This is a genomic window from Mesorhizobium sp. GW821-FHT07A06, from assembly GCF_059419085.1.
In genome coordinates this window covers 428,293-450,591 of the sequence record NZ_JBWKRC010000005.1, presented here as the reverse complement: position 1 = coordinate 450,591, position 22,299 = coordinate 428,293, and the positions used below count along the sequence as shown (strand labels likewise).

The 22,299-nt window shown below is 60.3% G+C and carries 20 protein-coding genes; 18 read left to right on the top strand and 2 right to left on the bottom strand.

The features are described from left to right. Nucleotides 1-21 precede the first annotated feature (21 nt). Nucleotides 22-366, bottom strand: coding sequence for an IS66 family insertion sequence element accessory protein TnpB (tnpB, locus tag AC07SZ_RS19345; RefSeq protein WP_128628907.1), 345 nt, complete (start codon nt 364-366; stop codon nt 22-24). Continuing rightward, entirely contained in the window at nt 363-749 is a 387-nt protein-coding gene (locus AC07SZ_RS19340; protein WP_170313249.1) for a transposase, read from the bottom strand. Before AC07SZ_RS19340 ends, tnpB begins: the two co-directional genes overlap by 4 nt. A gap of 408 nt (nt 750-1,157) precedes the next feature. Between AC07SZ_RS19340 and AC07SZ_RS19335 the strand changes: the two genes are divergently transcribed. The 18 genes from AC07SZ_RS19335 (at nt 1,158) to AC07SZ_RS19250 (ending at nt 21,928) form a co-directional block, all read left to right on the top strand. After that, nucleotides 1,158-1,952 (top strand): GAF domain-containing protein, encoded by a 795-nt coding sequence (locus AC07SZ_RS19335; protein ID WP_494915459.1) that lies wholly within the window; start codon nt 1,158-1,160, stop codon nt 1,950-1,952. Between the two features lie 350 nt (nt 1,953-2,302). Then, the gene (gene aldA / locus AC07SZ_RS19330; RefSeq protein ID WP_494915457.1) at nt 2,303-3,787 is read left to right on the top strand and encodes an aldehyde dehydrogenase; all 1,485 of its coding nucleotides are present in this window, start codon (nt 2,303-2,305) and stop codon (nt 3,785-3,787) included. Between the two features lie 51 nt (nt 3,788-3,838). After that, nucleotides 3,839-5,878 (top strand): oxidoreductase, encoded by a 2,040-nt coding sequence (locus AC07SZ_RS19325; protein WP_494915456.1) that lies wholly within the window; start codon nt 3,839-3,841, stop codon nt 5,876-5,878. Between the two features lie 175 nt (nt 5,879-6,053). Beyond that, on the top strand, nt 6,054-6,860 hold the full coding sequence (locus AC07SZ_RS19320; protein ID WP_494915454.1) for an amino acid ABC transporter ATP-binding protein: 807 nt from the start codon (nt 6,054-6,056) through the stop codon (nt 6,858-6,860). Beyond that, nucleotides 6,857-7,501: an amino acid ABC transporter permease gene (locus AC07SZ_RS19315; RefSeq protein WP_494915452.1), complete on the top strand. Its 645-nt coding sequence runs from the start codon at nt 6,857-6,859 to the stop codon at nt 7,499-7,501. The genes AC07SZ_RS19320 and AC07SZ_RS19315 overlap by 4 nt, the downstream gene beginning before the upstream one ends. Then, complete coding sequence (locus AC07SZ_RS19310) at nt 7,498-8,187, top strand: amino acid ABC transporter permease (protein WP_494915451.1); 690 nt, start codon at nt 7,498-7,500, stop codon at nt 8,185-8,187. Before AC07SZ_RS19315 ends, AC07SZ_RS19310 begins: the two co-directional genes overlap by 4 nt. Nucleotides 8,188-8,225: 38 nt before the next feature. Beyond that, nucleotides 8,226-9,044, top strand: coding sequence for a substrate-binding periplasmic protein (locus AC07SZ_RS19305; RefSeq protein ID WP_494915450.1), 819 nt, complete (start codon nt 8,226-8,228; stop codon nt 9,042-9,044). Between the two features lie 272 nt (nt 9,045-9,316). Then, the gene (locus tag AC07SZ_RS19300) at nt 9,317-10,819 is read left to right on the top strand and encodes an FAD-dependent oxidoreductase (protein ID WP_494915449.1); all 1,503 of its coding nucleotides are present in this window, start codon (nt 9,317-9,319) and stop codon (nt 10,817-10,819) included. A gap of 266 nt (nt 10,820-11,085) precedes the next feature. After that, complete coding sequence (locus tag AC07SZ_RS19295) at nt 11,086-11,973, top strand: ornithine cyclodeaminase family protein (protein WP_494915447.1); 888 nt, start codon at nt 11,086-11,088, stop codon at nt 11,971-11,973. Between the two features lie 183 nt (nt 11,974-12,156). Continuing rightward, the gene (locus tag AC07SZ_RS19290) at nt 12,157-12,762 is read left to right on the top strand and encodes a hypothetical protein (protein WP_494915446.1); all 606 of its coding nucleotides are present in this window, start codon (nt 12,157-12,159) and stop codon (nt 12,760-12,762) included. A gap of 75 nt (nt 12,763-12,837) precedes the next feature. Then, nucleotides 12,838-14,037 (top strand): hypothetical protein, encoded by a 1,200-nt coding sequence (locus tag AC07SZ_RS19285; protein WP_494915445.1) that lies wholly within the window; start codon nt 12,838-12,840, stop codon nt 14,035-14,037. 418 nt (nt 14,038-14,455) lie between these two features. Further along, entirely contained in the window at nt 14,456-14,959 is a 504-nt protein-coding gene (locus tag AC07SZ_RS19280; protein WP_494915444.1) for a hypothetical protein, read from the top strand. 192 nt (nt 14,960-15,151) lie between these two features. Beyond that, a complete protein-coding gene (locus AC07SZ_RS19275) occupies nt 15,152-15,988 on the top strand; it encodes a nucleotide-binding protein (protein ID WP_494915443.1) in 837 nt (278 codons plus the stop codon). Continuing rightward, entirely contained in the window at nt 15,985-16,392 is a 408-nt protein-coding gene (locus AC07SZ_RS19270) for a hypothetical protein (protein WP_494915442.1), read from the top strand. The genes AC07SZ_RS19275 and AC07SZ_RS19270 overlap by 4 nt, the downstream gene beginning before the upstream one ends. Further along, nucleotides 16,389-18,203, top strand: a complete 1,815-nt coding sequence (locus AC07SZ_RS19265; protein WP_494915441.1) for a type IV secretion system DNA-binding domain-containing protein — start codon at nt 16,389-16,391, stop codon at nt 18,201-18,203. Before AC07SZ_RS19270 ends, AC07SZ_RS19265 begins: the two co-directional genes overlap by 4 nt. Nucleotides 18,204-18,274: 71 nt before the next feature. Then, entirely contained in the window at nt 18,275-20,917 is a 2,643-nt protein-coding gene (mobF, locus tag AC07SZ_RS19260; RefSeq protein WP_494915439.1) for a MobF family relaxase, read from the top strand. Between the two features lie 173 nt (nt 20,918-21,090). Continuing rightward, nucleotides 21,091-21,483 carry a hypothetical protein gene (locus AC07SZ_RS19255; RefSeq protein WP_494915437.1) on the top strand — a complete coding sequence of 131 codons (393 nt, stop codon included), beginning with the start codon at nt 21,091-21,093 and terminating at the stop codon, nt 21,481-21,483. A gap of 94 nt (nt 21,484-21,577) precedes the next feature. Continuing rightward, nucleotides 21,578-21,928, top strand: a complete 351-nt coding sequence (locus AC07SZ_RS19250) for a hypothetical protein (RefSeq protein WP_494915435.1) — start codon at nt 21,578-21,580, stop codon at nt 21,926-21,928. Nucleotides 21,929-22,299: the final 371 nt, after the last annotated feature.

The window sequence follows — 22,299 nt, the reverse complement described above, 5'->3', positions numbered from 1 at the left end:
ATTCAACTTGCCACAGGCCCTTCAGCCGACCGATCGCGGCCGCTTGACCGCCACCGGTCGGACCTTCTTCCAGTCCAGCCCGTCGACCAGTGCCAGGAGCTGCGCGTGGTTCAGACGCACCCGGGTCGGCGCGATCTTCGGCCAGCAAAACTTCGTCTCTTCGAGCGTCTTGGCAAACAGGCATACCCCGGACCCGTCCCACCAGACCGCCTTTACCCTGTCCGCCCGTTTCGAGCGGAACACGTAAAGCGCGCCGTTGAACGGATCGGATCCGCCATCTCGTACCAGCGCCATCAAGCCGTTCGCTCCCTTGCGGAAGTCGACCGGCGTCGCCGCCACGTAAACCTGCACGCCCGCCGGGATCATGCCGCCCGAACCGCACGGATGACCTTGGTCAGGTGATCGGCATCAACATCGGCGCCGGCGCGCACCACGACGTCGCCAACGACGATTTCCACCATGTCGCTGCGCACCGCCTCAAAACGCGTGAACTTCACCGGCTTGTCCGGCGCTGCCGCCAGCGGCGCAACCATGCCCGACGCCAGCGCCTTGCGACGCCACGCATAGACCTGCGAGGGATCGAGGCCGTGAGAACGGGCAATCGCCGACACGTTCGCCCCCGGCGCAAACGTCTCCGCCACGATCCTGGTCTTCGCATCCCGCGACCAGGTCCGAACACGCCGGGCCGGACTGTGCGCAAGCCGAACCGGCTCGACCGTGAGAACCTCGAAGTTCTTGCTATCAGACATATGTGCGCTCACAGGAGCCTCCCAGGACAAATCACCCTGGAGACTCCCAGATCAGCGAACCAGCCGCTACGTGGGGTGACCTACGCGCTTACAAACAATCGGCCCCCGTTTCAACATCATCACTCTGAGGGAATGCCACCTTCCTGGCTATGTGAGGAGCGCAGGCCTGCTACGGCATCTAGATTACAGCACGTATCTCGCCTAGATTGTCACGCAATAGTCGGCCAGAAGTAGTTGACGAGAGACACCATGACCGCGCTTGAGCGTCATAGCCAAAGGATAAGGACGGCTGTCGAATCCGGAGAGGCAGCTCGTTCTATGCTCGCGGCCTCGTGGAGTAGATGTATTCACAGCCACGGACTTGACCCGACATGCGAGCAACCCAGGCACGTTCTGACGGAAGCGGAGTTGAAAAGCGCTACAGAACCCGTCGAGGCGCTTCTGTTTTCGGCCGAAGCTATTCTTGAACGCCTCCACAGCTCAACCGAAGGAGGTGGCGTCTGCATCCTATTTTCTGGAGCGGATGGCGTACCAGTCCGTTGGTATGGTCAGCAAGGCGACATGGACAATCTATGGCATTGGGGGTTGTGTCCTGGTGTGGACTGGAGCGAGAAGGCTGGAGGAACAAATGGTATCGGCACGTGCCTTATCGAGAAAAGCCCCCTCACTGTGCATAGGGAGCAACATTTCTACAAGCGCGACATCGATATTAGTTGTGCAGTGGCTCCGATCTTCGATCACTCGGGACTTCTTGCCGGAGCGTTGGACATCACACTATACGGAATGGCCGCAACTGATACTTTTTCGAATTTTGCTCTTGCTGCGGTATCAGAGGCAGCTCGGCAGATTGAAATAAATCATTTTCATCACGTATTTAATACTGCCCGGATATTATCTGTCGTTGATCGGCAACGCTCGGGGGCCGGTCTGCTTGCGGTTGATGCTGACGACGTGGTTGTTGGGGCAACGCGTTCGGCTCGCGTGATACTTGAGTTGACGGACGAGCACCTGCGCAACGGCGTCTCTGCCGTAGATCTTTTCGGCGATCGAGACGATGACCTCGAAAGCGCCGAACGCGGAGCCATCCGCCGTGCGCTCACACGGAGCAAGGGTAATGTTGCCGCGGCCGCTAGGGCATTAAGCGTCAGTCGTTCCACCATGAAACGCAAGCTTAGACAATATGGGGTGAAGCGGAAGGCGTGAGCCACATCCCGCGCGTCACGGCATTTCGTACAGCCGCCCGGAAGACTTTGGGTACTAGGGCTTCTTGGCCGGCATGTAATCTATGAAGTGCCTGGCGGTTATTTTGGTGTCGATTTCTGCTTTGCCAGTGCCTTTACGGGGCGTTTCGAAGCTACTGTGATGCCACAGTTGGTCTGTATCGGCCTCTCAGCATATTAGCATCCCCGATATATGCGCAGTGGCTCACTGGTGAGCCACTTTGCAGACGCAAGTTTTGCGTCGCTGATGACATTGATGCGAAAGCCATTCAGTCTCTTACCCAAGACGAGCAGGTGCTAGTTCGCACATAGCTTAATCTACGGGAGGAATGGATGTCGCCGTCCAGCGCCACGCTTGCGACCGCCGCAATTTCTAAGGCCAGCTTGATCAATTACCGTAATTTCGTCGACGGTGCATTCGTCGAAGGGAATACACGCCTTATCGACGTGACAAATCCAGCCAACGGTGCCTTGGTGGGGCGCACCCCGGACAGTGGCGCCGACGTTGTAGACGCTGCGGTCGGAGCTGCGCGCAAGGCCCAGCGGGGGTGGGAGGCCCTACCTGCCATCCAGCGGGCCGGATATCTTCGTCAGATATCGGCCAAAATCCGCGGGCGCCGCCTGGAACTCGCCGATATAATCGTCAGGGAGCAAGGGAAGGTTCGTGGGCTCGCCCAGGTAGAGGTCGATTTTACTGCCGACTACATCGACTACATGGCTGAATGGGCGCGGCGGCTTGAAGGCGAAGTACTGACGAGTGATCGTCAGAACGAGATGATGCTTCTCCTGCGCAAGCCAACGGGGGTGGTTGCTGGCATCCTGCCATGGAACTTCCCGTTCTTCCTGATTGCCCGCAAACTCGCTCCTGCGCTCGTTACCGGTAACACAATCGTCATCAAGCCCAGCGAAGAAACGCCGGTCAACGCCTTCATGTTTGCGGAACTTGTCGCGGAAACCGACCTTCCAGCAGGCGTATTCAATCTTGTGGGCGGCCGGGGAAAGACAACAGGGGAGGCACTGATTGCCCACCCGGATATTGATCTGATCACATTCACCGGCAGCGCCGCGACCGGCGCGCATATAATGCAGACGGCCGGGAAAAATCTCACCCGGGTCAATCTTGAACTCGGGGGCAAGGCGCCAGCCATCGTCCTGTCCGATGCTGATCTTGATCTCGCAGCGAAGGCGATCTACGATTCTCGCGTTATCAATACTGGACAAGTCTGTAATTGTGCCGAGCGCGTCTATGTCGAGCATGAGGTGCACGACGCTCTGATCGAAAAACTCCAGGTTCTGTTTAAGGCGACCCGTTATGGCGATCCTTCGGTGGAACAGGACCTCCACATGGGGCCGCTCATCAACCAAGCCGGATTGGACAAAGTCGGGCGCGCGGTCGATCAGGCACGCAGCGACGGCGCGACTATTGTCACGGGCGGAAAAATCGCAGACCGGCCTTCTGGCTTCCATTACGAACCAACACTAATCGTCGGCGCACGCGGTGAAATGGACATCATGCGGCGCGAGACATTTGGACCTGTCTTGCCGGTACAGGCGGTTGGCGGCTTGGGCGAGGCGATCGATCTCGCTAACGACTCCGATTATGGGCTTACGTCATCCATCTACACGAACAACATCAATTCCGCCCTTCAAGCATGTCGTGACCTTAGGTTCGGCGAGACTTACATTAACCGGGAGAATTTTGAGGCCATGCAAGGCTTCCATTCGGGCCGCCGCAAGTCTGGCATCGGAGGCGCAGACGGTAAGCACGGACTTTACGAATTCACCGAGACGCACACCATATATATCCAAGCCCGCTAAGGCCTCAGAGTTTCGCCAGCCCTTCCACATACATTGTTCTATGGTGAGAAAGTGCAAGCTACAGATCCGCTCCTCCAGCCTTTCCAATTGAAAAACCTGCGACTCAAAAACCGGGTCGTCAGCACGCCGCACGCCCCGAATTACGTCGAGGATGGCAAGCCCAAGCTACGCTATCAACTGTATCACGAGGAGAAGGCGAAGGGCGGCATCGGAATGACGATGTTCGGCGGCTCTTCTTTCATTTCATCAGATACGCCGTCAGTCTTCGGGCAGATAGACGTCAGCAACGACGATGTCATTCCTTATTTTCAGGAATTCGCGGAGCGTATCCATCAATATCAGTGCGGTATCATCTGCCAAATATCCCATCTTGGCGGCAGAACGACGTGGAATGCGGGCAATTGGCTTCCTGTGGTTGCCCCCTCGCGTGTCAAGGAGCCTGCCCATCGGGCAATACCGCGCGCTATGGATAAATACGATATCAAGAGGATACTCGCTTCCTACGCCGCAGCCGGGAGCCGGTGCAAGAAAGGTGGACTTGACGGGGTAGAGATACTTTCTCACGGACACTTGCCGGGGCAGTTTATGTCGCCGGCTATGAACCTGCGGGATGATAGCTACGGTGGTTCGTTGCGAAATCGAGTCCGCTTCACGATTGAGATGCTACAGGAAGTTCGTGAAGCTGTTGGCGACGATTACATAGTCGGGATCAGGGTGGGCGCTAGCGAAGAATGGGATCAGGGCTACGGTCTTTCGGAAGGGATTGAGGCCGCACAGATCATTTCGGAGACGGGTCTGGTAGACTACATGACTGTCAATTTCGGGCACATCGAGAGCCATTATGCTTTAGCAAAACAGATTCCCGGAATGTGGTCGCCTTTAGCTCCTTGGTTAGCCAAGGTGGCGGAGTTCCGCAAATACGTTAAAACGCCGCTTATTCATGCTTGCCGGGTCGCAGACGTGGCGACCGCGAGGCATGCGATCACCGAAGACATTCTCGATCTCATCGGCATGACCCGCGCGCATATTGCCGATCCCCATATCGTGCGCAAAATTCAGGAGAAGAAGGAACACGAGATTCGCCCTTGCGTCGGTGCGAGTTATTGTCTTGACCGTGTGTCGCAGGGGCTGGATGCCTTGTGTCTGCACAACGTGGCTACAGGACGTGAGGCGACGATGCCGCACGTGATTGAGCCGACGATGGGTGTTTTGAAGAAGATTGTCGTCGTCGGCGGCGGGCCGGCTGGGTTAGAGGCTGCACGCGTCAGCGCCGCGCGTGGCCATCAAGTGACGCTTTTTGAAGCCGGAGCCAAGCTCGGTGGTCAGGTGCGGATCGCCTCTCTGGCGGGTTGGCGGCGCGATCTTATCGGCATTATCGACTGGTACGGCGAGCGACTGGAGGCTCTCGGCGTTGACATTCGCTGGAACACCATGGCGGGCCTAGCCGAAATACAGGAACTGAAACCCGATATCGTCATCGTCGCCACGGGCGGTATCCCGGACACCGATCTCGTTCCTGGCGGCGAAATGGCCCAAAGCGTGTGGGATGCACTGACGGGGCCGCCTCTGATTGGAGATGTCCTTGTCTATGACGACAATGGGCAGCCGCAAGCACCGTCATGCGCGGATCACCTGGCGGGGCAACCTGCTGTAAAGGTCGAATATGTGACACCGGACAGGGCGGCCGCATTCGACATGGCGTCACAGAACTTCTCGATTTTCTTAGAGCACTTCTATCGTAAGGGTGTGACGATTACGCCAGACTCTCGGATCAAGCGCATTGAACGCGAGGGCAACAAGCTCAAGGTCACATTCTCGAATGAGTACGGCGGACCGGACATAACGCGGTTGGTCGATCACGTCATAGTGGAACATGGCACGTTGCCGGTAGACGAGGTCTATGAGGAGTGTCGCGAGCACTCGCGCAACGACGGCGTCACCGATCAGGACGCATTGCTGAGCGGAGACCAGCAAGATCTTCAACTTAACCCGAAAGGCGACTTCATGCTTTTCCGTGTTGGAGACGCGGTTGCAAGCCGCAATATCCATGCGGCGATTTTCGACTCGCTTCGGCTGTGCAAGAATTTCTGAGAGCGCATCCGCAAGAAGAAGCAGATCAAATACATTGGGGGGTGACGATGAGTGGCCATGTTGAGCGTTTTGAGGTCGAGATCAACGGATGCTCGGATAGTGTCATTCTACCTCTCAGAGACTTCTCGATGTCAGCAATGTCCAGAACGTTTGCTTATCGTTCCGTAACGCTCATATGAAAAACATCGTGTCGCCAGTCGTTCCGCCCGCAGAAAGCGTAGTGACGGAAAACAACAATCCGATTGTGAAGCTTGATCACGTTTCGAAGCGCTTCGGTGCATTCGAGGTCCTGAAGGATATCAATCTCGCTGTTCGACAGGGCGATGTCCTGGCGGTCATAGGTCCTTCCGGGTCAGGAAAATCAACGCTGTTGCGCTGCATCAACTGGTTGGAGCCGGCAAACGAGGGGACCATCACGGTAGGCGACATCTCGCTGCAATGCGGGCAAGAGTTGGAAAAGCAAACCCTGGTCGCGCTGCGTAAGCAATTGGGCATGGTGTTCCAATCCTTCAATCTGTTTCCACACATGACAGTGCTGCAAAATGTGAGCCTGGCTCAGGAGCGTACGCTGCACCGGGGCCGCAAAGAAGCCAACGAGATTTCGATGGCCCTGCTCGAGCGGGTAGGCTTGGCAAGCCACGCGAAGCATTACCCGATACGCTGTTCGGGCGGCCAACAGCAGCGCATTGCCATTGCCCGCGCCTTGGCGCTGGAGCCCAAGGTCATGCTTTTCGATGAGCCGACCTCGGCACTGGACCCAGAACTAGGCCTGGAAGTGTTGAGCGTGATGCGCGAACTGGCAGAAAGTGGGATGACGATGATCGTCGTTACCCATGAGATGGGCTTCGCCGAGAATGTGTCGGATCACACCATGATTATGGCAGATGGCGAAATCCTGGAATACGGCTCCAGTCGCGAAGTCATCCGCGCGCCACAAACCGAGCGGGCCAGGCGCTTTTTGCGCGCGGTGAACGACAGATGACCCCTGAGGATCTCATCCATATCGCCTTGGGTATACCCCTGACGCTGGCGGTGACGTTCGCCGCGTTCGCGGTGGGAGCGGTTCTGGGCTTTCCGATCATGCTCTTGCGCGAAGCACGTTTTCTGCCTGTCAGGGTCGCGGTTATCGCCGTAATCGCCTTCACACGGGCGCTGCCGCCGATTGTTTGGGTGTTCCTGATCTATTTCGGATTGGGCACAAGTCTCCTGAACATGTCGCCTTTCGTAGCCAGCGTCGGTGCCTTCGCCCTGATTGCTATGATGAATATGGCGGAAATCTATCGGGGTGGCATGTTATCGATCGATGCGGGCCAATGGGAGGCGGCGCATGCGTTGAACCTCTCGAAAATCCATATCTGGATCGACGTCATGATTCCGCAGATGATCCGCGTGGCCATACCGTCTTCGGCCACCTACGTCATCGGATTGATGAAGGATTCGGCTATCGCCTCGACCATAGGCGTGATGGAACTCGCTTATCGCGGCAAGCAGATTCAGCAGTTGACCTTCGAAGGATTGGCACCCTTTGCAATGGTGGGCCTTTGTTATGTGGCAATAAGCCTGCCCATCGCATGGCTGTCACGCACGGCTGAAGGCAAGCTCCGGGCAAAGGTCGCCAGATGAACGAGGTGCTTCAATCACTTCTGATGGGCGTCACCTGGGATGACGTCTTCTCGTGGCTGCCCAACTTCTGGCAAGGCTTCGAGATTTCGATGCAGGTCACTGCCGTCACATTGTGTGTCGGCATCCCGCTGGGTCTGGTGCTCGCACTTGGTGTACAGTCCAAGGCTACGAGCATCCGTTGGCTGTGCTTGGCGTTGGTCGAGATCGGGCGCGGTGCGCCCGCGCTGGTCCTCTTGCAGTTCGTGTATTACGGCATGCCTACGACGGGACTATCGCTTTCGTCTTTTCTGTCCGCCGCTGTGGCGCTTTCCTGGAACACTGGGGCTTATACATCGGAAATCATCCGCGCTGGGCTGGATGCCGTGCCTGCGGGTCAGATCGAAGCGGCGAACGCACTGGGCATGTCGCGCGTGGATGAGTTGCGCTTTATTCTGCTTCCGCAGGGTCTGCGTATCGCTGGTCCCGCGCTGCTCGGTTTTTCGATCCTGGTCTTCCAGGGTACATCGCTCTGTTTCGTCATCGCACTGCCCGAAATCGTCAGCAGGGCGTACGACGTTGGCGCAATGTATTTCTACTACTTTCCTGCTCTTGCCATTGCGGGCCTGTTTTTTGCGGCAGTCTGCATCCCGGCGTCGTTTCTTGTGAGTTGGATCGAGCATAGGGCTGGTGCCCACACTCGCCGATAAGTCTTCGAACGGTAATAATGCAACAGAAAGGGCGATCCATGAAATTGACAGTACTTCTGACCATTGCAGCGACTTTGGTGACGGGTGCGGCATTCGCCGAGGAATGCACGCCGAAGTATACCTTTCCGACGGTCGAGAAAGGCTTCCTTACCGTTGCCGCCGTGAGTTACGCGCCTTATTCCTACATGGATACGGACGGCACCATGAAGGGCATCGACGGGGCGATTGCCGAGGAGGTGGCGAAACTGTCCTGCCTTAAGCTGAAGGCCATCGCTTCTGACGCCGGCACGGGCATCCAGTCGGTCATCTCGCGTAAGGCCGATATCTCGACCGGCGATTGGTATCGTACTGCTGAACGTGCCCGGGTCGTATTTCTGTCGGCACCGCTCTATGTCGATCAGATGGCGATCTATTCGAAAGCCGGCTATACCAAATTCAGCGAGATCGAGAGCAACACCGTCGGTTCGGTCCAAGGGAATCTATGGGTCAATGAACTACGCGCGATTCTCGGCGAGAAGCTGAAGCTTTATCCAGACTCCATCGCGATGCAGCAGGATCTGATGGCCGGTCGCGTTGATGCTGCCGTTGATGGTAACTCAATCGGCGTCGTGGCTCAGGCTCAAGGCCGTCTTAAAGGTATCCAGATCAAGGTGATCGAACCTGACAAGCGTATCGCCGCATCCGTGGAGGCCGGTCAGGGCACATTCCCGATCAGCAAGAAGAACCCTGAGATGCTGAAAGCGTTCGACGCTATTATCAAGGGGTTGCACGAAGACGGCAAAATTGCTGAGATTCTTAAGACTTACGGACTCGATCCTTCGGCCGCCGAAACGGGTGAGCCGCGCCTGATTGAGTAATTAATCCGCCGCTCCGCACCGGGGAAGCTGAGAGTTCCGCGACTTCTCGGGGTGCGGAGCGGGGGCGGGTAAGATCGGAGTATGTCGTGCCATCGGCACAACCGATCTTATCACCACGACAATTCAGCACGAATTATCCGAACGCGGTCGCGACGTAGCCGCGACCCTCTATGATGAGGGCGGCAGCGTCGCGTTGTCCGGGCTGACATCAGGTCAAGCCGCGCTGTAGGTTGCAGAATGCGCCGTGACGGGATCATCGAAGGAAGCCGGGGATGAGTGAGATTTTCGACGCCGTGGTCATCGGAGGCGGGATCATTGCCGCTTCGGCCGCGCAGCACCTGACAGCTGCGGGCTATCGCACGCTGCTCGCGGAACGGGGAGACTATGGCTCGGCTACGACAAGCCGCACGTCACGACTACAACATTGCGGACTCAGCTATTTCTCGCCTGCCGGCAACTCTATCGCGGCCTTTCTGCTGAACCCGAAATTCGGATTGTCCTGCATGGAATTGACACGCCGCGCCATGCGGGGCCGGGCGGAGTTCGTACAATCCTCGCCCGAACGGGTGCGGCCTTTGACCTTTGTCGTGCCGCTCACTCCGGAAAATGCCATTCCGGTGTGGAAGGCACGCCTCGCCTTCAAGATGATGGAAACTTTCGACGGGGGGCGGGTGCCGCTAAATCTGAAGATCCTCTCGGCTGCCGAAGCGAAAGCCTATCCTGCTTTGCAGGGGCTGGCAGGGCTCGATCGTATCCGCGGAGCCATCACTTTTACGGAGTATCAGTATATTTGGCCCGAACGCATCGTGATCGACACGATCATGAAAGCTCGCGATATTGGACTTGAGGCCCTAAACTATTCTCCCGTCACTGGAATCGCTCGCGAAGGCGAGGGTTGGCGTGTGACGATTCAGACAGCCGACGGCCGCCGCGAGGTGCGCACCCGCGCCGTGATTAACTGTGCCGGCGTTTGGGTCGATGCAGTGACGGAACTTACTGGCCCCAAAGCAGCCAAGATCGGCGCGGGAGCAAAAGGCACGAACATCGTCGCTCATCTTCCCGAGCAGTTCCGCGGCGTCGGCTTCGACACCGTTACCTCTACCGGTATGGCGTTCTATATTATCCCTTGGGGTGACTTGCACTACATCGGCCCTTGGGACTCGCCCGCTATCGGCAGTCCGGAAGAATTCCGCGCAACCGAAGAGGAAGTAGCCGCCATCCTGAACGAGATGGCCCTGTTGTTTCCCGGTGTAAAGTTAACGCGCAAGGACGTGATCTACTCCTGGGCCGGGGCGCGCCCGCGCAGCGCGCACCTCACCAATCCGCTGGGTTCGATGGGGGTGATGGAGCATGACCTGACCAGCAAGGGTTTGCCGAACTTCTTCGCCTTTACCGGGGGGCTTTTGATGACCCACCGTGACGCCGGGCGGCGTCTGACCGCTGCTGTGTCGCGGAGGATCAAACCCTCGGGTAAGGCTGTGCCTGTCGATTATTCCGCGCGGCTGGTGCCGGATGGTGATCGAGTGTCCGAAACTTCGGTCACTTATGCGATCGAGAACGAGCAAGCGAGGACCTTGGCCGGTATCCTGCGCCGCCGCCTGCCTGTGGGGTGGGAGCCTGACCTTGGTCTCTCCTGTGTGGACGAAGCCGTGCGCATCGCCGCCCCACTGCTTGGCTGGTCTGCCGACAAAGCTGGCGCGGAAGCGGCTCGTTTTCGCCACCAGACACAAATCGATTTTGACTTGACCCTCGCCCCACAGTCCGCTGTTAAGTAAGGAGCCGAAGGGTGAACCGCGACGCGCCGCTCAAATCTTTCAAGCCGAAGCGCCTGACACCAACGAACTGGATCATACCCTGTACGGGAAATCCCGCCAAACGTAACCGTAATGTGTACGCCATGCTTTACGATACCTCTCGTTTGATGCACGAGCACTGAGGCGGCAGGATGTTTCACCTCGGAGAGAAAGCCGTTCACGAAAACTTACCTTGGCGTGGTGTTGTCGATGCCTTGCGGGCGGCCCATGCTACGCAAGAACGGCCGATGGACAATGTGGGCGTCTTCGACGCTCCCGACGGGACCGGCGATCAGTTCGTGAACCTGACTGCGTGGTCACCGTCGCGCATGATTGCCGTAAAGATGGTGGGAGTGTTTCCACAAAACGCAGCACTAGTCACGCCGGAGCCTTCGGTTCAAGGACTGGTGGCGCTCTTTGACGGCAAGACAGGTCGCGCGCTTATGACCTGCGATGGCGCCGCGCTGACCTATCGCAAGACGGCTGGCGATTCGGCGCTCGGCACTGATTTGCTGGCACGACCCGACGCCGAGGTGATGGCCATTGCGGGAGCCGGGGGACTTGCCCCCTACGTCGTCCGGGCGACCTGCGCCGTGCGGCCAATCAAGCGCGTGCTGATCTGGAACCGTAGCCGTGCCCGGGCCGAGGCCATGGCCGCCGATCTGGCGGATGAAGTTGAAAGCATCGAGGTCGTGGACGACTTGGCGACCGCCCTGCCACAGGCCGATATCGTCAGTGCCGTGACAATGGCGCGTTCGCCCGTGATCAGCGGCGGTGCACTGAAGCCGGGCGCGCATGTTGATCTGGTGGGCGCCTATCTGCGCGACATGCGCGAAGCTGATACCCAAACTATCCGCCGCGCGGGCCGGATGTTCACGGACAATCGCCTGTCCTTTCCAAACTCGGGCGATGGCAACGATCCGGTCGCCGAGGGGTTGATCGCCGAGCCAGAAGCTGACTTCTTCGACCTTTGCAGCGGCAGGCACCCCGGCCGGCGGACAGATGACGAAATCACAGTCTGCAAGAACGCAGGCGGCGGACATTTGGATTTGTTCGTGACAGAACACCTATACCGACAGATATCAATCAAGGCCGATCGAGACTTCTCAGATGACTGCAACCGACCATCCAGTTAAGACCGGCGGGCATCGAATCGCGTGAAGAGGCCGGGGGATGACGGCAACCGACCACTCAGTTAAAACGAAGAAAAAGCTCTTGCTTGGCAGGCCTCGGCGAGGTGCACAGGTGTGATGGATTCATTTTGAGTCATTTCGTGACGTTCCGAAACGTTGCGGAATGACTCGTTTTGAATCGGCGGCTTGTCGCTGATGAATATCGGGCTCATGCTTTTCGGCATGAAGGACGATTTCAAACAGATACTGACGAAAATGGCTTCGGACTACGTCGGTCCGGCAGGGGAGATTCCGTTTGAGCGGCTTGTTGCCAGGCATCTGGGGGCTTTTCAGGAGTTGCGCGAACGCGGGCTGACGTGGGAACAGATCTCACGGCTGCTGGCAGGTGCCGAAATCGCACGTGGTGATGGCGGCGCTTTTTCACCATCGCATCTGCGCGGCGTTTACGGGCGGCAGCGCAAGCGTCTGCAGGATAAGCGCACGGCAAAACCATCTAGCCGCGTGGCGCCATTCCCGAACGCTGGTTCGTCCTATCCCGCAGCCCCATCGGATCATCCACCGTTATCGGCATCTATGCGGGCGACGGGCCAGGTCGCTAATCCTCGAGCTGTCGCGGCGATAGCGGACGCTGCTGCGCTCCAGGTCGATATCGACTCCATCGCTCTTACGGGCGGCTCCGAAACTCCCCACGGCGGGATGGCAGCCGGAGCATCTGAAAGACCGCCGGAGCACGACCGGGCAAGCGTGCTGGCGATGATGCGCCAGGCGGCGTTGGCGCGCCGTTCCACCTGAGGCCGGCATTTTCCGCTTGCGCCGGCTGGAAACGGGCTCATCCTCGATGGAAGGCGCAATGTCAGGAAGGCGAAGATGACTATAGAGATGATCGATCGGGAAGCATTTGAGGACTGGCCGCGAAGCCGGCCCCGGATCGTCCTGGCCAATCGTGACGTCAATCCGGCACCTACAGTAGAAGACCTGCCGCCTGAACTGGTCGAGCGCCTGGGTGGCACACGGCCGGATTTTCTCGTGGCCTCCAGAGAGGAGATCGACCGGATCGGCATCGTGCTTGCGCATGATCAGCTGGCGCGTTTCCAGAAAGGCGAGCCGGTTCTTATTGTCGTTGGCCGCGTCGACCATCGCGACGCCCTGAAGCGCGGACGACGCCGGAAGGAAGAATTGGAGCGGCAGGTCCAGGACGCGCTGGCGATCCAGACCTATGTCGGCGTGGAGCGCCTGTGTTCCTGGTTACAGGCGCGTGACGGGCGCCGGCTGGCAGTCACGGTGCCTGAATTGCGCGACCGCGCCATCGAACTGCTGGTGACGGAGGCATGGCTGGACGATCCGAACACGCCCGGCAGGGCGACAGAGGAGCGCCGACAGGCCTTTTTCCGAACCCAGTTCGATGCTGGCAGCCGGTTGGCCGGAAAATGGTATCCGTGGGCGCAGCGGCCGGACGACCTTTCCCGCGTGGCACGCACAATCGTCGAGACATCGGCGCGGACCATGGACCGCACCGTGCTCGAAGAATCCATCGGGCGCGAGTTCAACCTGATCCGGTTCATGCTGCGCTGTCTGCACCGGGCGACGACGCTGGTGCTGAGCGCGCATGAGATGAGTGCGGACATCCGCAAGCATGACCGCATGAGCCGGAACCAGCAGGCCGTGCTATCCGGCGCCACGATGGATCGGCCGACACTCTATGAAGCGGCACGCGCGGCGCTCGACGGCGATTTCAATCCATCTGAGCTTTTTGGCAACCTGCTCAGCTATCACGATACGCTGGAGCTTGCCCGGCTGCTCGGGCGGCATGGCCGCGGGCATGACGTGCGTCTTGACGTGGCTGCCGCCAGGGAGATGAGGCGCATAATCACGGTCCGTGATGGACTTGATGCGCAGCTGAAGCGGCATCCGGAGGAATTGCCTTTCGACGAGCAGGCTGCGGCTTTGGTGATCACACAGGCCGGGTATGAGCTGTTTTCACGGGAGCGCTGGCTGCCTGTTCTGAGTGAGGCAATCGCCAGCGGTTCCGCGCTGACGCTGTCGAGGGCCGGTTCGGGTACCGTCTGACGGCTGCCTGCCTGGAATATTTTTCTGTCAAATGTCATGCACGGGAATAATCGGAACGCGGGTTTTGCGTCGCGAGTCCTTGCGGAGTTGGAATAGTGAGTCCTTGTCGGCAGACGTTTCTGCGGACAGCGGCAGCTCGAATCCTTACGCGAGTCCTTAGTAAGGCAACAATAACACCTAAGTATCTATCGAATCCTGGCGCGAGAATATTATTTCATCGAGTCCTTTTAAAGGAATATACATTTTGCTAAACTAAATAACGTCGATATTTTATATTGACGAAATATCGATTGTTGGTGCCTCCTATGCGCGTCGATCGACATCTTTGCGCGATCGACCCGCAACGATCTGTTGCGGATCATAGGCGCCGTGCACGGGCACGGCGCTTGTTCTCATCGGCGAAGTACGGAGGTGTCCCATGCCGAGGAAATACAACTGGAGTGCGAATGAGGAGGGGGACGAGCACGTGTTGCGCCTCTCCGACACGGCAGAGGGTTGGGTGATCAAAGCCGGCCCCTTGCGGTTCGAGGCGGCTCTCATCGACCACGAGGACCAGGTCTTCCTGTGGACGGGCGAGTACGCCACGCTCCCCGATGCCAAGAGGGCCGTGATCGCGGCCGTGAAGCGGTTCGACCGTGCGCCGCTTCCCTGCGAACCGGAGGCGCCGATGGAAGGCGACGCCGGTGAGCCGGGGCGTACGGAATCGATCTGGGAGTGGGACGAGGAAATCTACTCGCTCTGCACCTGGTTTGAAGGCAACGGACTCGGGATCGACGGCGTCGTGACAGAGCGCAAGGACAGCCTCTTCGAAGGCGATGTGGTGCTGGGAACCATTGTCTTGCGTGAGGAGTACAAAGACGCCTGGTCGGCCAAGCGCGGTGTAATCACCAGGGCCCGCGCGCTGATCGAACAGGCCGTCTAGGCTTTGCGCACCCTTCAGGCCGGGCGGCTTTGCGGCTGCCCGGCCTATTTCGTGCCCCTGTTGCCATCGCCACGGAGAAGTAGCCGAGGATCCGCCGGCAATGTCGACGCTGACACTTTTCTGATTTGTTCCCGAACCTCCTTTGCCCGGATGCGGTGATGCTTGGGTCCTCTCATTTGAAAGGACCTCCAGATGGCCAAGCCTGCAGCCCCTTCTCACCGTGTCATTGCTCCGCCGCTGCTGGCGATTGTCGCCGGCGAAAAAGGCGGCGTCGGCAAATCGCTGACCTCGCTGGCACTGGCTGATATTTTTCAACTCAACGCGCTGTCGCTTCATGTGCTGCAGGTTGACAGCCAGGCGCGGCTGTCGCGGGCGCTGGGTGGGGAGATCACCACGATCCGCGTCGATGCGAAACTGGCGCGCCGTGATCCGGCTGCGGCGGCCCGGGCCTATACACCGATCTACGAAGCGGTCGAAAAGATCGGCTCCGGCGGCGCTTCGGTGCTTATTGATGTCGGCGCCAATGAGGGCGCCGGCCTTGCCCAGTGGCTCGGGCTCGTCGATCTCGCTGGCGATCTGGAAGAATGGGGCGTGCCGATGCTCGCCGTCGTCCCCTTCGTTGCCGAGAGCGAAGCGATCCGCCAGGCCGGCCAGACAGCGCGGCTGCTTCTGGATCGGCTGCCTTCGGCCCGTCTGGTGCTGGTCGAGAACGAGCGCGACGGAACGATCGCCGGGCTCCATCCCGCCTCGGACGCCGTCGCGATATTCGCGCGCGAGCTCGCGCCGCTGAAGCGGATTGGCAGAACGATCCGCATGCCGCTGATCGAAGCGGGCAGCTGGCGTCCTTTCGAGGCGGCCGGTTGCCGGCTGATTGATGTGGCGGCCATGCCCGTCGATCGGGTGATGCAGGTAACGGGGCTGCCGCGGGCCGAGGCGAAGATCGTGCGCGGCGATGTTGCGGCATTTTTTGCCGAGATGCTCGATGCCTTTAGCGGGGTGATCGGCTTTGGCGGGGAGGAAACCCGATGAGCGCACCCGACGATCTCTCGGCTGTCATCGCCGCGGGCCGGCAATCACGGGCAGCCCTTGCCGCCGAACTTGCCGCAGCATTCCGGCACGATCCTAGGACATTCGATCCACGGAGCCTGGAGCGGCTCGGCGCTGCCGGCCTGCGGCAGTTTCTTGGCGAGGTCGGCGCACGCAGCCGGACCATGGCTCCTGCGTCAACTTCCGAGGTTGCGCCTGGACGGGCCGGTACAAGCGTGGCCGCCCAGGTTTCGGGCTGGCGGCATCTCCGCCGCGCCGAATGGCCGGTATGGATTGCCGGCGTGAGTGCCGGCCTGCGCGCAGGGATCATGGTGATCGGCGCCGGCCTGTTCATCCTGTTCTCGGCCGAACGGATTGCGCCGCTGGTGAGGGAGTTTTTGCGATGAACCCGTTTCTGGAAACCCGTTCGCCATGGCCGGCACGAATGGCATGCGGACTCGCTGCCATGCTGATGTTCACGTTCTCGGTATCCGCTCTTTTCGTTATCCTGCCGCCGGTTATGGCCCGACCCGACGGCAGTTCTGCTACTCTCCATCTCCTGCCGCTTGCGAAAGAACTCTGGGCGATAGCTGCACGAGCCGATTGCGGAACCGGCATTGCCGGCTTCCTTGCCATCGATTGCCGCGTCGACGCCGTCTGGCGTGCGGTCAGTCAGCCGGCCGCCGCCTCGGCGCTGATGCCGCGCACGGTTCTGATCGCGGCGGCGGTGTTTGTCGCGGCATGGGTTGCATTCGGCAGTGTCAGCCACACTACGCCGGCGTCCGACCGACTGCTGCATGTGCGGGGCCGCCGCCTCTGTCAGGATGCGTTCGCCAGAAAATCCCTGCGGCACCATCTCGCCGGAACGGGTCGTCCGGACAAAGCCGGTCTATGGCTCCTGCCTCATGTGCAGTTGCCGCCTGCTGCCGAGAGCTACAATATCCTCGCTGTCGGTACGCAAGGGTCGGGCAAAACCGGACTGCTGCGCGCTTGGCTCGAACAACTGATCGAGCGCGGCGCCCGCGTGGTCGTGCACGACGTCAAGGGCGACATGACGGCCGGCCTTCCGGCTGATCGCATGATCCTGGTTGCACCGCACGATGCCCGTTCCGCCGCCTGGGACATTGCCTGCGACATCGGCGACCGGGCGGCGGCGCTGGAATTCGCCACGCGCAGCATCAAGGCGGCAGCCGGCGATTCGATGTGGGCGGACGGAGCACGGGCGCTGTGGGCCGACGCCATCGTCAGCCTCGTGCTGGAGCATGGGCGCAGTTGGACGCTGCGCCATCTCTATGAGCTTCTGACCTCGCCGCCGGAGGATTTCCGGGCAGCCCTGGTCCAGGGCGGCGCGGCAAGCGCCGAGCTGATCGCCTTCGACGACGACGGCGGCGTGCAGCGCACCAGCATGAGCCTCCTTATAACATTGTGGGTGGCGGCGTTGACGACGCTCAAGCCCCTCGTCGACGCCTGGGAGGATGTTCCTGCCGGAAAGCGCTTCAGCCTGACGGAATGGCTTGACGACGATACCAGGCTGCCGGTGACGATCGTGATCCAGAAATCCGCTGAATATCCCGAACTTTCTGCCCTGGTCGGCGGGCTGCTGGTCGAGCGGCTGGCGGGACTGGCGCTTGCGCCGGCCCGCAAGCGCAATCCGGCCAAAAAGATCGCGCTGGTGCTGGACGAACTCGCCGAGCTTGGGCGACTTAGCCGACTGCCGAACCTTTTGTCGGTCGGCCGCGAGGTCGGTGTCGTCACCATCGCCGCCGTCCAGGATCTCGGCCAACTCACGGCAATCTATGGCGAGACGGTTGCCAGGACGCTGGAAGCCAGATTCGGCATCAAGGTGGTCGGACGGCTGACGGCTGGCGATACCGCCGAGCGCATCTCAAAGGTGCTGATCGGCGAGCGCCTGATTGAGTTCTTCGAACCTGCGCCTTCAGGCGCATCCGCCAGCATGCAACTGCAAAAGCGTCGCGAGACGCATCCGGTGTTCCCGCCGGAACGGATGGAAACGGAACTTGGCGTGCGCAGCTTTCGCGGAAGATCCCTCATCCGATGCCTTATTTTGGGGCTCGGCGATCCGGCTCTGTTGGATGTTCCGTTCACCGCCTGGCCGGAGCGCAGGCCGGCGCATCGTCCTGCCGCGTGGATGCGGAAGCGACCGGTGCGGCGGGTTGTTGCGGATCGTAACGACGGGACCGACAACGGCGATCCCTGAATAGCCATTTGTTCCCGAGCCCGAGGGTTTCGACAGCGATCACCATCGGCAGGTGAGTAGGAGATCTGTCGATGGTGGCGACGATCGCTGCCGGCACGAGCGCCGGCTATTACCTTGCGCAATCGGAATATTACCTCGGCGGCAGCGAGCCGCCGGGAAGCTGGATCGCGACCGATGCGGGTTTCGGCATTGTCGATGGCGGAACTGTCGAGCGGGAGTTGTTCGAGCGGTTGCATGCGGCAACCGATGCCGATGGGAAGGTGCTGCTCTCCAATGGCGGCAAACGCATAGATCGCGTGCCCGGCTACGACATAGCTTTTTCTGCACCCAAATCCGTTTCGGTGCTGTGGTCGCTCTGCGATAAGGACCTGCGAGGCAGGATCGAGGCGGCGCAGGCCGAGGCCGTCAAGGCGGCGGTTCGTGTTCTTGAGAAAAATGCCGCCTTCAGCCGGCGCGGCCGCAACGGGCTGCAGAGCGAAGCCGTCAATCTGAGCGTCGCCGCCTTCCAGCATGGTGAGGCGCGTCCCACGGAACATAGCGATGGCCGCATTTTTGCCGATCCGCAGTTGCACACCCATGCCGTCATCCTCAATCTCGCCCGGCGTGCGGACGGCACCGTCGGCACGCTCGATGGCAGACGCCTGTTTGCATGGAAGATGGCGGCGGGCGCCGCCTATCATCTGGCACTCGCCAGCGGCCTGCAGGGACTCGGACTTGGGATCTGCGAGATCGGCAGGAACGGCATGTTCGAGATCGCCGGCGTCGATGCGGAATTGGCGGAATATTTTTCCGCGCGGCGCGCCGAGGTCGAAGCCGCCCTCGGCGAGGCCGGCCTGACGAGCGCTATGGCGCCGGCGCTCGCCGGCGCGATCACCAAAGCCTCGCGGGAGGCGAAACCTGCGGACAGGGACGCGGACCGCTTCGCGCTGTGGCGGGATATCGCCCACGAGCGCGGCCATGAAGCGGACCGGCTGGTCGAAACTGCTCTTCTGCTTCATGGCCACATTGCCGGGCTCGAAACTGAAGCGGTAAGAGGGCAGACCGCTCTTGAACGACTGCAGGCCGTGCCTGACCAGCTTACGCAATCCGAAAGCGTATTCGAGCGCCGTCAGCTGATGGCGGCCGTCGCCTCGGCCCTAGTCGGCAGCGGCGCTTCGGTGGACCGGGCAGAGCTAGCGGTGGAAGCACTGATCGGAGACGGCAGCGTTGTCGAACTCGGCGCCGACGCGATCGGCGAGATGCGGTATTCGACATCGGAGATGATCCGCATCGAACGCGAGATTCTCGACATGGCGCAGACGCTGTCGGCGCAATCCATGCCGGCCCCGGATCGCGATCTCGCCCGGCAAATGGTCAGCGACAATGCGCTCAACAGCGAACAGGCAGCAGCGGTCGCGGTTGCGACTTCCGCGAATGCCATAGCCGTCATCGAAGGGGCGGCAGGCTCCGGCAAGACCACGTCACTGCGCCCGATCGTCGAGGCGCATCGTGCTGCCGGCTATCATGTCATCGGCTCGGCCACAGCCTGGCGCATCGCTCATCAGCTGCGCGACGATCTCGGTATCGAAGCGAAGGCCACCGATGCCTGGCTTGCCGGTCATGCGGCCGGACGTCCGTTTCTCGATAGCAAAACCCTGCTGGTGGTGGACGAAGCCGGTCAGTTGTCGAGCCGTCAGATGCATGCCGTGCTTTCCAAAGTCGAACGCGCCGGCGCCAAGCTGGCGCTGGTCGGCGACCGTCGTCAGCTGCAGCCGATCGGCGCCGGCGGCGCGCTGTCGATCGTGGCGCGGGCGACCGCATTCGCACGTGTCGACCGGGTCGTTCGGCAACGGGAGGAATGGGCGCGGGAGGCAACGATGGCGCTGGCTGCCGGAAAGACAGCCGAGGCGCTCTCCGCTTATGCGGAGCGCAATCATGTCCATCTTCATGCCGTGCAAAAGGACGCCGTCCAGGCAATGGTAGAGGCATGGGAATACAGCACATCAGACGGCGAGGTTGGCACCGGCCTGCTGCTGGCCCGCACCAACGGCCAGGTGCGCGAGATCAATGCAGCGGTCCGGACCCGTTTGCGCGCGGCCGGCACGCTGCGCGGACCGGAGATGGCGATCGACGCCGTCTCCTCTTCGGGTCAGGCGTACCGGCTCGACCTTGCCGTCGGCGACGAGATTCGCTTCCTGGTACGCAATGACCGCCTCGGCGTCATCAACGGCACGACTGCCATCGTCACCGCCCTACGAGAGGAAGCAGGCGGGGATGTCAGGATCGGTGCCTGCATCGGCAACCGCGACATCTCCTTCACGCCGTGCGATCTTGCAGACGAGACCGGGAAAGCCCGCCTCGCCCATGCCTATGCATCCACGATCTATGGCGCGCAGGGGTTGACGGTCGACCGGGCCTTCGTGCTGCTCGATCCGGCCTGCGATCGCCACGACGCCTATGTCGGCTTGAGCCGCGCCAAGGATCGTACGGAAATCTTCGCCGATCGAAAGATGATCGACGCCGGCATTCGCGCCGAGCTTCCCCTGACGCAACGTGCTGGCATGGCCGAGCCGGAAACTGCCGAACGCCTGGCATGGCTGGGCAGCAGGCTGTCGCGGGCGGGCATCAAGGGCACGACGCTGGACCTGCTTCTGCCGCGGCACGAAGAATCTCGCCAGCCCGTGGCGTACCCCCGGCGCCAGAAGGGCCTCTCGCACGAAATCGAACTCGCCTGAACGATCAGGCCGGCGAAATTGCGCCCGCAACTGAGTTGAATACACGGCTTTCACCGAAAATCGATTTGTTCCCGAACTCTGCCGGACCCCGTTCAGCACCTTGATCAGGTGGCTCGATCGATCCGCACCGTCTACCCCGAGGGGGTCGGTTCATCATTGTACAGGAGTCCTCCATGCGGAAATCCAGGCAACATCGCGACTTCGTCGCCATCGTGGACGCCGTCGTCGACGGCCGGCTTGCAGCACGGGACGCAGGCAGCGGAACACCGCCGGTCGTCCAGGCGGTGTTCGAGATCGCCGAAAACCTCGGCCGGCTGAACCGCGGTCTCACCGCCGAGTTCACCCCGCAGCAGGCCGGCCTGCTGCATGAGTTCATCGACAATGCTGTCGACGTCATGTTCTCCGGAAAGGAACCGGCGAATGCAGCAGAAGAGATCGCTTTGCGGTTCATGGATCTCGCCTTCGAGGTGGCCGATCCGATGAGTTGGGTCGTCAATCTTCTCACCGCCAGCGAAGGGTCGCGCAACTGGGTTGCGTATCCTGGCGGAACCGCGACGACTGCCTGAGCCGTTCCGGCCGCACGAGTTGTTTTCCCTGTTCGCAACGCACGCCGGCCGTCTTTAGTATGCGGCCGGCGAAACTGCCCCATATGGAGTTCACATGAACAACACCACCAGCGACAATGATGAGCCGGTAATGCCATCCGAAATCTCGTCCGATCTGATTGCTAGGATGGAAGCGGACGATGAACTGGAGTGCGCCTACGCGGTCGAAGAAAAATTCCAGCAGGCCTGGACTGCGCTTGAAGAGGTTGCCGAGACGATCGCGGGTGCCGAATTCCCCGACGAGATCGAGTGGAGCGATGTGACGCTCACGCGCGACGAAGCCTTGGCAAAGTTCGAAGCGGCGCAGGATGAGTTGCGCTACATCCAGGCCTATCTCTATCAGCACGCGAGAGATCAGTTTGAACGCGTGCGAGATCAAGAACCTGATCGGCTACAGATTAAGTAAAATTGTTCCTATTATTGTTATTATCAGGCAACCATGTCTTGAGAATTATGGATCGTCGTTGACGAATTCGCTCGACTTTCTTCGAGACCTGTGAGTTGCTGTTGGAGGTGGCTGCGCAAGCGGCCGCTGGAAATGCGCGACTGCGGTGCCGCCTGTGAGGTTGCCGCAGTTTTTGGAAAAGAGAAGAGACATTCTCGGAGGCTCCGTGCAAGGGGGAGACCTCCGGACCTGCCAGCCAGACCGTGAATGGCGACCAGGGCAAGCACGAGCGAGGCGACGACTGACGGCGGAACGGACAACGGCCGGCAGACCCGAAAAGCGATTTTAGAGGGCAGCCTGCATCACCTTATTCCGTGTGGTGAGCCACTGGC